4 protein-coding genes and 1 pseudogene are annotated in these 5,469 nt (G+C 69.6%); all 5 read right to left on the bottom strand.

Annotated elements, in window-relative coordinates; genetic code table 11:
- Positions 1-119: 119 nt before the first annotated feature.
- A complete protein-coding gene (locus GA0115259_RS33530) occupies positions 120-710 on the bottom strand; it encodes a hypothetical protein (RefSeq protein WP_093603913.1) in 591 nt (196 codons plus the stop codon).
- An 11-nt stretch (positions 711-721) separates the two neighbouring features.
- Positions 722-949: a hypothetical protein gene (locus GA0115259_RS33525; RefSeq protein WP_037905298.1), complete on the bottom strand. Its 228-nt coding sequence runs from the start codon at positions 947-949 to the stop codon at positions 722-724.
- A 93-nt stretch (positions 950-1,042) separates the two neighbouring features.
- Positions 1,043-2,077 (bottom strand): conjugal transfer protein, encoded by a 1,035-nt coding sequence (locus tag GA0115259_RS33520; RefSeq protein ID WP_093603911.1) that lies wholly within the window; start codon positions 2,075-2,077, stop codon positions 1,043-1,045.
- Positions 2,078-2,299: 222 nt separating this feature from the next.
- Positions 2,300-4,117 carry a hypothetical protein gene (locus tag GA0115259_RS33515; RefSeq protein WP_093603909.1) on the bottom strand — a complete coding sequence of 606 codons (1,818 nt, stop codon included), beginning with the start codon at positions 4,115-4,117 and terminating at the stop codon, positions 2,300-2,302.
- 670 nt (positions 4,118-4,787) lie between these two features.
- Positions 4,788-5,469, bottom strand: a pseudogene (locus GA0115259_RS41330) (hypothetical protein); the annotation flags it as partial.

Here is a 5,469-nt window from a genome sequence, read left to right as displayed (position 1 = left end):
GTCGGCGAGGCCGAGCAGCGGTGTGTCGGCGGCGGCGTCGAGCGCGGCCAGGGTGTACCGGTCGGCCAGGCGGACCGAACTGCGCAGGGCGGTCAGGGGGATGGAGGTCTGGGAGGTGCTCATTTCTCGGTGCTCCTCGGGGCGCTCCGTGCGGTGCGGCGCTGCTTCTTCGCGGTCTTGGCGCGGGCCTTGGCGACGGCGTCCGGCCCGTACATGCGCAGGCGGGGGCGCACGTGGGCGGGCCGGCCGAAGGACTCGGCGGCGTCGGGGGAGTCGGCGTCGGTGGTGAACAGCGGCCCGAAGGCCGGCATCTCCGTGAGCTGCGGGGCCCGTTCGCCCAGGCGCTGGGCACGCAGCCGCAGGCCGCCCTTGGGGGCGGGGATGCGGCCGCGGCCGATGACGGGCTTGACTCCGTGGTGGAGGAAGTTCAGCCGCACCCCCCACATCAGGAGGTTCGTGCGCCGCCAGTAGGCGGTGGAACGTTTCGCCCCGAAGTAGGTCAGGCCGAGCGGCGGAAGGAGGAACAGCGGGATGGCCGGCTGCGGGGGGAAGCCGATCAGCAGCAGCCAGATCCCCCACCAGAGGGGGAAGACGACCGCCCCGTACTTCAGCGTGGTGCGGGGCAGCCCCTCCCCCAGGTCGAGGCCGAGCAGCTCGTGCTGGCGGGTCTCGATGTCCCAGTGGCGGGAGTACGTGTGGGAGGTGCGCATCGCCGGCCGCCTCAGCCGGTGAAGACGGTCGTGATCTTGGCGCCGATGAACTTCAGGATCGTCACGGCCTGGTTCGGGGTGAAGATCATGACGGCGACGACGGCGCCGCCGACGATGTGCGTGATCAGCGCACCCCACTCTTTCTTCATCCAGTGGCCGAATCCGCGTACGGCCAGGACGGCCGCGAACAGGGACCCGACGACCGTGAGAATCCAACTCACAAGCCCGTTATCGGACATGGCGGATCGACTCCTATCGAGGTAGTGCGAAAAAGGGGTTGGGTGGGTGCCGGTCGAGGGCCCGCGAGAGGCCGGCCGGATGCGGCTGCGGCCTTACGCGGTCTTCGCGCTGACCGCGTCGACCTGCCAGCGGCTCGCGCCGCCGGCAGAAACCTTGGTGATGGTGATCTGGTAGGTCTGCTGGAGCTGCGCGCCGGCCAGGGCCCAGCGCACGACCGCGGTTCCGGTGCGGCGGTCGCCAGCGCCCGCGTCGACGACCCAGGAGTCGAGCGCGTCCAGCGACATGCCCGAGCCCAGGGGCTCGATGTCGGCGCCCGGGGCGGAGGCCTGGTCCGCGTCGCCGGCCGCCCAGGCGGTGAGGAAGTCCTTGACGACCTCGCGGGTGGCGTTCGACAGGCTTGAGTCCGCCTCGGGCCCCTGGGGGGCGTTGTAGGAGACGGCGCCCGGCAGGCCCACCAGGGCGGGCTGCCCGGTGACGACCACCCGGTCGCCGACCTGCGCGACCGGCACTTCCAGGGCCCTCCAGCCCGATGTCGTCGCCGCCTTGCCCTTGACCGTGGTGGTCACGCTGACGCGCACGTCGACCGAGACCCGGGCGCGGTGCGCGCCGGTCTGCGTGACCGCGCCCGGGATGGTCTGGGCGACCAGCTGCATGCCCGAGCCGTCCCAGCCGAGCTTGGGGTCGATCCCCTTGGCGAGGTCCGCCTCCAGCTCCTTGGTCCGCGCGTCCTTGTCGGCCGAGTTGAGGTTCATGTAGCTGCGCGCGAACCGGGCGGCGATCTGCTGGGCCGCCTCCACCGGCACGTCGTTCTTGCGGGCCTCGGCCTGCGGATCGGCCTGGATCACCGGCGGCGGCGTCTTCGCCGGGAACACCCAGGTGCGCACGCCGGTGAGCGTCGCCAGGGCGATGACACACCAGATCGCCACCCGGCCGGCGCGCCGGGCGAAGGAGCGCCCGGAGGTCTCCTCCTCCTCGGCCCAGCCGAGCCCGGCCCGCGGCGCGGGGCGGCGCCCGGACTCCTCCGAGCCGCTGCCGAATTCCCTCTCGTCCCCTGCGTCGGTCTTTTCCTCTTCACCGCCCCCGGGCTGCTTCTCGGGAAGATTCAGCATCTTCCGCAACGTACTCATCCCGACTCCTCGGCCGCATTCTCGATATCCGCCTCCGCCGCCCGGGCACGCCCATTCAGCGCGCCACCCGCACGGGGAAGATCACATCCAGAAATCTAGAAGCGCTCCCCTGTGGATAAAGTCCGGCGAACTCCGGCCGGACCGGCATGGGGCGGGACGCAAAGAAGTGGCCACGGGCAAGCCCGTGGCCACTTCTGGGGTGCGGTCCGCTGCCGCAGGGGGTCAGTCGGCGGTGTCCGGCCGGTAGTAGCCGGCGACCGCCTCGTAGGTGAACAGGTCCTTCCCGTCGACGGCCTCGCCGGCGGGGAAGTCGGCGCGCCGCCGCTTGTGCTGGCGCATCAGCTCCGCGCTCACCTCGATGCCCTCCTCGGCCAGGCGCCGGGAGATCTCCGCCAGCGCCAGCAGCTCCGCCGCCGGCTCCCCCTCGTACTCGTTATCGGCGAGTTCGTCCAGGTCCTCGTCGAACTCCGTGTCCCCCGGCTCTGCTTCCTCGTCCTTAACCAGGGTGACCACTCCCCCGCCGTCCCCGAAGTCCGCGGCCTCCAGCGCGGGGGCCGCCTCCTTGGTCAGCAGCGGCGTCGACTCCTGCAGCAGCGACGGCAGCCGCTGCGGGCTCGCCGAGGGCGGCGTGCCGTACAGGTCCTCGGTGCTGTACCCGCGCTCCCGGCGCAGCTTGAGGCTGTGCTCGCGGAAGGCGTCCGGGTCGGCGTAGGGGACCTGGATCCATATCCGCCGGTTGCCCTCGATGATCATCATGCGGCCGGCCCGGTCGATGCTCTCCGGAACGGGAGTCGTATTGACGATCATTTTCCACTGATTGGCGTTGTAGTTTCCCATCAGAATGAGGCGGAACATATTGCGCAGTCCCCGGCTTCCCACTGCCGCTTCGCGCAGGTCCTGGAAAACGCCGATGATGGTCACATTGACGTGGCGGCCCATGCGCATGACCGAGGCGATGTCGCCCCAGATGGGGTCGCTGGCGGGGTCGCCCTTCTCTTTGGTGTCATTCCAGTACGCTTTCGACGCGTCACCGAATTCGTTGCCCTCTTCCAGGATCAGGGTCAGGCGGTCGAAGTTCTTTCCCGGGTCCTTCTTCTTGACGTAGTTCCGTGCCTCGACCTCACGCGCGACCCACTTGATCGCGGACCGCATGTCGCCGACGTTGCCCGGGTCGGTGTACAGGTGCACGCCGGGGACACCCTCGAAGCAGATGATCGACGCCATCTTCACGTCGATGCCCACCACGGTCGCGCCCTGCCCGACGAGCTGGGTGATGATCATCTGGAGGAACGAGCTCTTGCCGCCGCCGGAGCCCACGCTCAGCGCCCACATCGCGGTCTCACCGGTCATCGACTTGAACACCGGCTTGTGCCGCTCGTCGATGCCCAGGACGAGTTGGCCCGGCTTGCACTGCGCGATGGCCTGCTGCACCGCGGTGTCGAAGAAGTCGACCGTCTCCGGCGGCTCCAGCTTCGGGCGCGGCTTCTGCGGGGTGAACACGACGCTGAAGGGATAGGACTTCAGGTTCCACTCCCCCGACCACCGTCCGCCCATCCGGTCCTGGACCAGCTCGCGCAGCATGTCCTTGTGTCCGTCCTGGCCGTGCCAGCCGTCGGGCAGCCGGATCTTCACGAACGAGCGGTCCAGCGGGATGGTCAGCGCGCGCAGCCGCTGGTGGTCGTCCCAGGCCGGGAGCATGTCCTTCATCGCCAGCGCCATCGGCAGGACCAGGCTGCGCATGTGCCGGCGCCGCGTCCTGCCTCGCAGCGTGAGGATCACCGCGAGCGGGGCGGCCACACACGCGGTGATCACAGCGGCGCCGACCACCCGCTGGTGCTCGTGCAGCCCCCACCACATCCAGGCACCCCAGCCCGCCCACGCCACGACGGCCAGACGGAGCAGAGCGTGGACACCCCGCGGGATCCCACCCGGCGCCCGCGGCTGCTCCCCCATCGGGGCGCCGCTGACGAACCGGCCGACGAACACCGCAGCCTGCTCCACTCCCTCCTCGATCTGCCGGTCCATCTCGGTGCGCGCCATGACCACCGTCCCTTCCGCTGCGCACTCACCAGCCCTCGCCGCAAGGCGGTCGGGCGATCACCTCGGACGGTAGAAGCGCCTGCCTGTGGATAAAGTTCGGCGCCCGCGGCGCGCCCGCTGGGTCATGTGACCGTTCGCGATTGTTGGCGGATGTTCGCTGTAGTTGGCGAGCCGACACCCAGGATCGATCAACTTACGCAGAGTTACGAACAACTGCCGTGGCCCGTGCTGGCTGCAGGGGAAGTCGTGCTGCCCTGGATGGGTGCTCCGTACAACGTCTGTCTTGATCCGTTCCAACTCATGCGTACTCGGTGATCTGCTCACGCCGTACGTCCGACTTGCCGAGTTCGAGTCGAGGCTGGCTACGGACGGCGGGTGGCCGCGTCGATGGACAGTGACGTGGCGGGTTGGGGAGGGCAAGGTGACCTGGCCTGTTCGTGACATGGCCTCGGTGCCAGTGCTGTCGTCCAGGATGATCCGGGGTTTCACGTGGCGAGCTGACCAGGGGCACCGGCCAGGTCTGCAATTCATGGTGTCGACGGGGCGGCTTCAAGGATTCGAGTCGCTGGAAGTGCAACAGCTTCTGCTGGCGCTGGACTACTTCGGTGTCGCTGAAGTCTTGCCGCAGCCGTTCCGCCTCGACCGGCGTGCGGCTGGGACCCGCTGGCAACTACGCTCTCCGGGGGTCGGTGGGCCGCTCCGACTGTGCGCGACCGTCGACGATGTGGCGCGGTGTTCGTCCGTCTTCGTCTCGGTCGTGTCCGAGCCCTGCGCCGGGCAGGTCATTGTGCTGGCGTGCTGCGTCCCGCCGCTCTGCTTCCTTCTCCGTGATCCGGTGAGCCTGCCCGCGGTTCACCTTGCGGCCGTGCTCCGCGAGCCAGCCGACAACGGTCGCGGTGTGGGTGCTGCTCAGCGTGTTGATGGCGTACCGAACTGCTGCGGCGTTGGATGCGGCCGCCGCGATCGCCTGGCGGTGTCGCTGAGCGTCCTCGCCCACCGGCCGTTGCCGGATCGTCCGCTGCCCACGTTCGCCGCGTGTTTGGTTCTGCCCGGCCAAAGGCCGGGGCGAAGGGTGCGCCGCCGAGCTCGGCGGCGGATCAGGCACGTCATCGGAGTGCCTTGCAGGCGCCGTCTCGATGTCCTGGCCAGCGGCCGTGGCCCACGGCAGCGTTTGAGTGCCAGAGGGCGTCGCGGTTCCTGGAGGTGTGGGGCTGGCCGTCTGTTCCACAGTGGTAGGGGCAAGGGGTACGCCGTACTTGGCGAGCCGTAGCGGCATCAGCGCCTCGATGGGGGCCTTGCGGCGCCAGTTGCGGCCGAACCGGGCCTGGAGGCGCGACTGGTAGATGAGCCGG

Source organism: Streptomyces sp. MnatMP-M17, from assembly GCF_900091995.1.
In the GTDB taxonomy this organism is placed as follows: Bacteria; Actinomycetota; Actinomycetes; order Streptomycetales; family Streptomycetaceae; genus Streptomyces.
The sequence above is the reverse complement of the archived record's forward strand: the minus strand, read 5'-3'. Positions and strand labels throughout refer to the sequence as shown.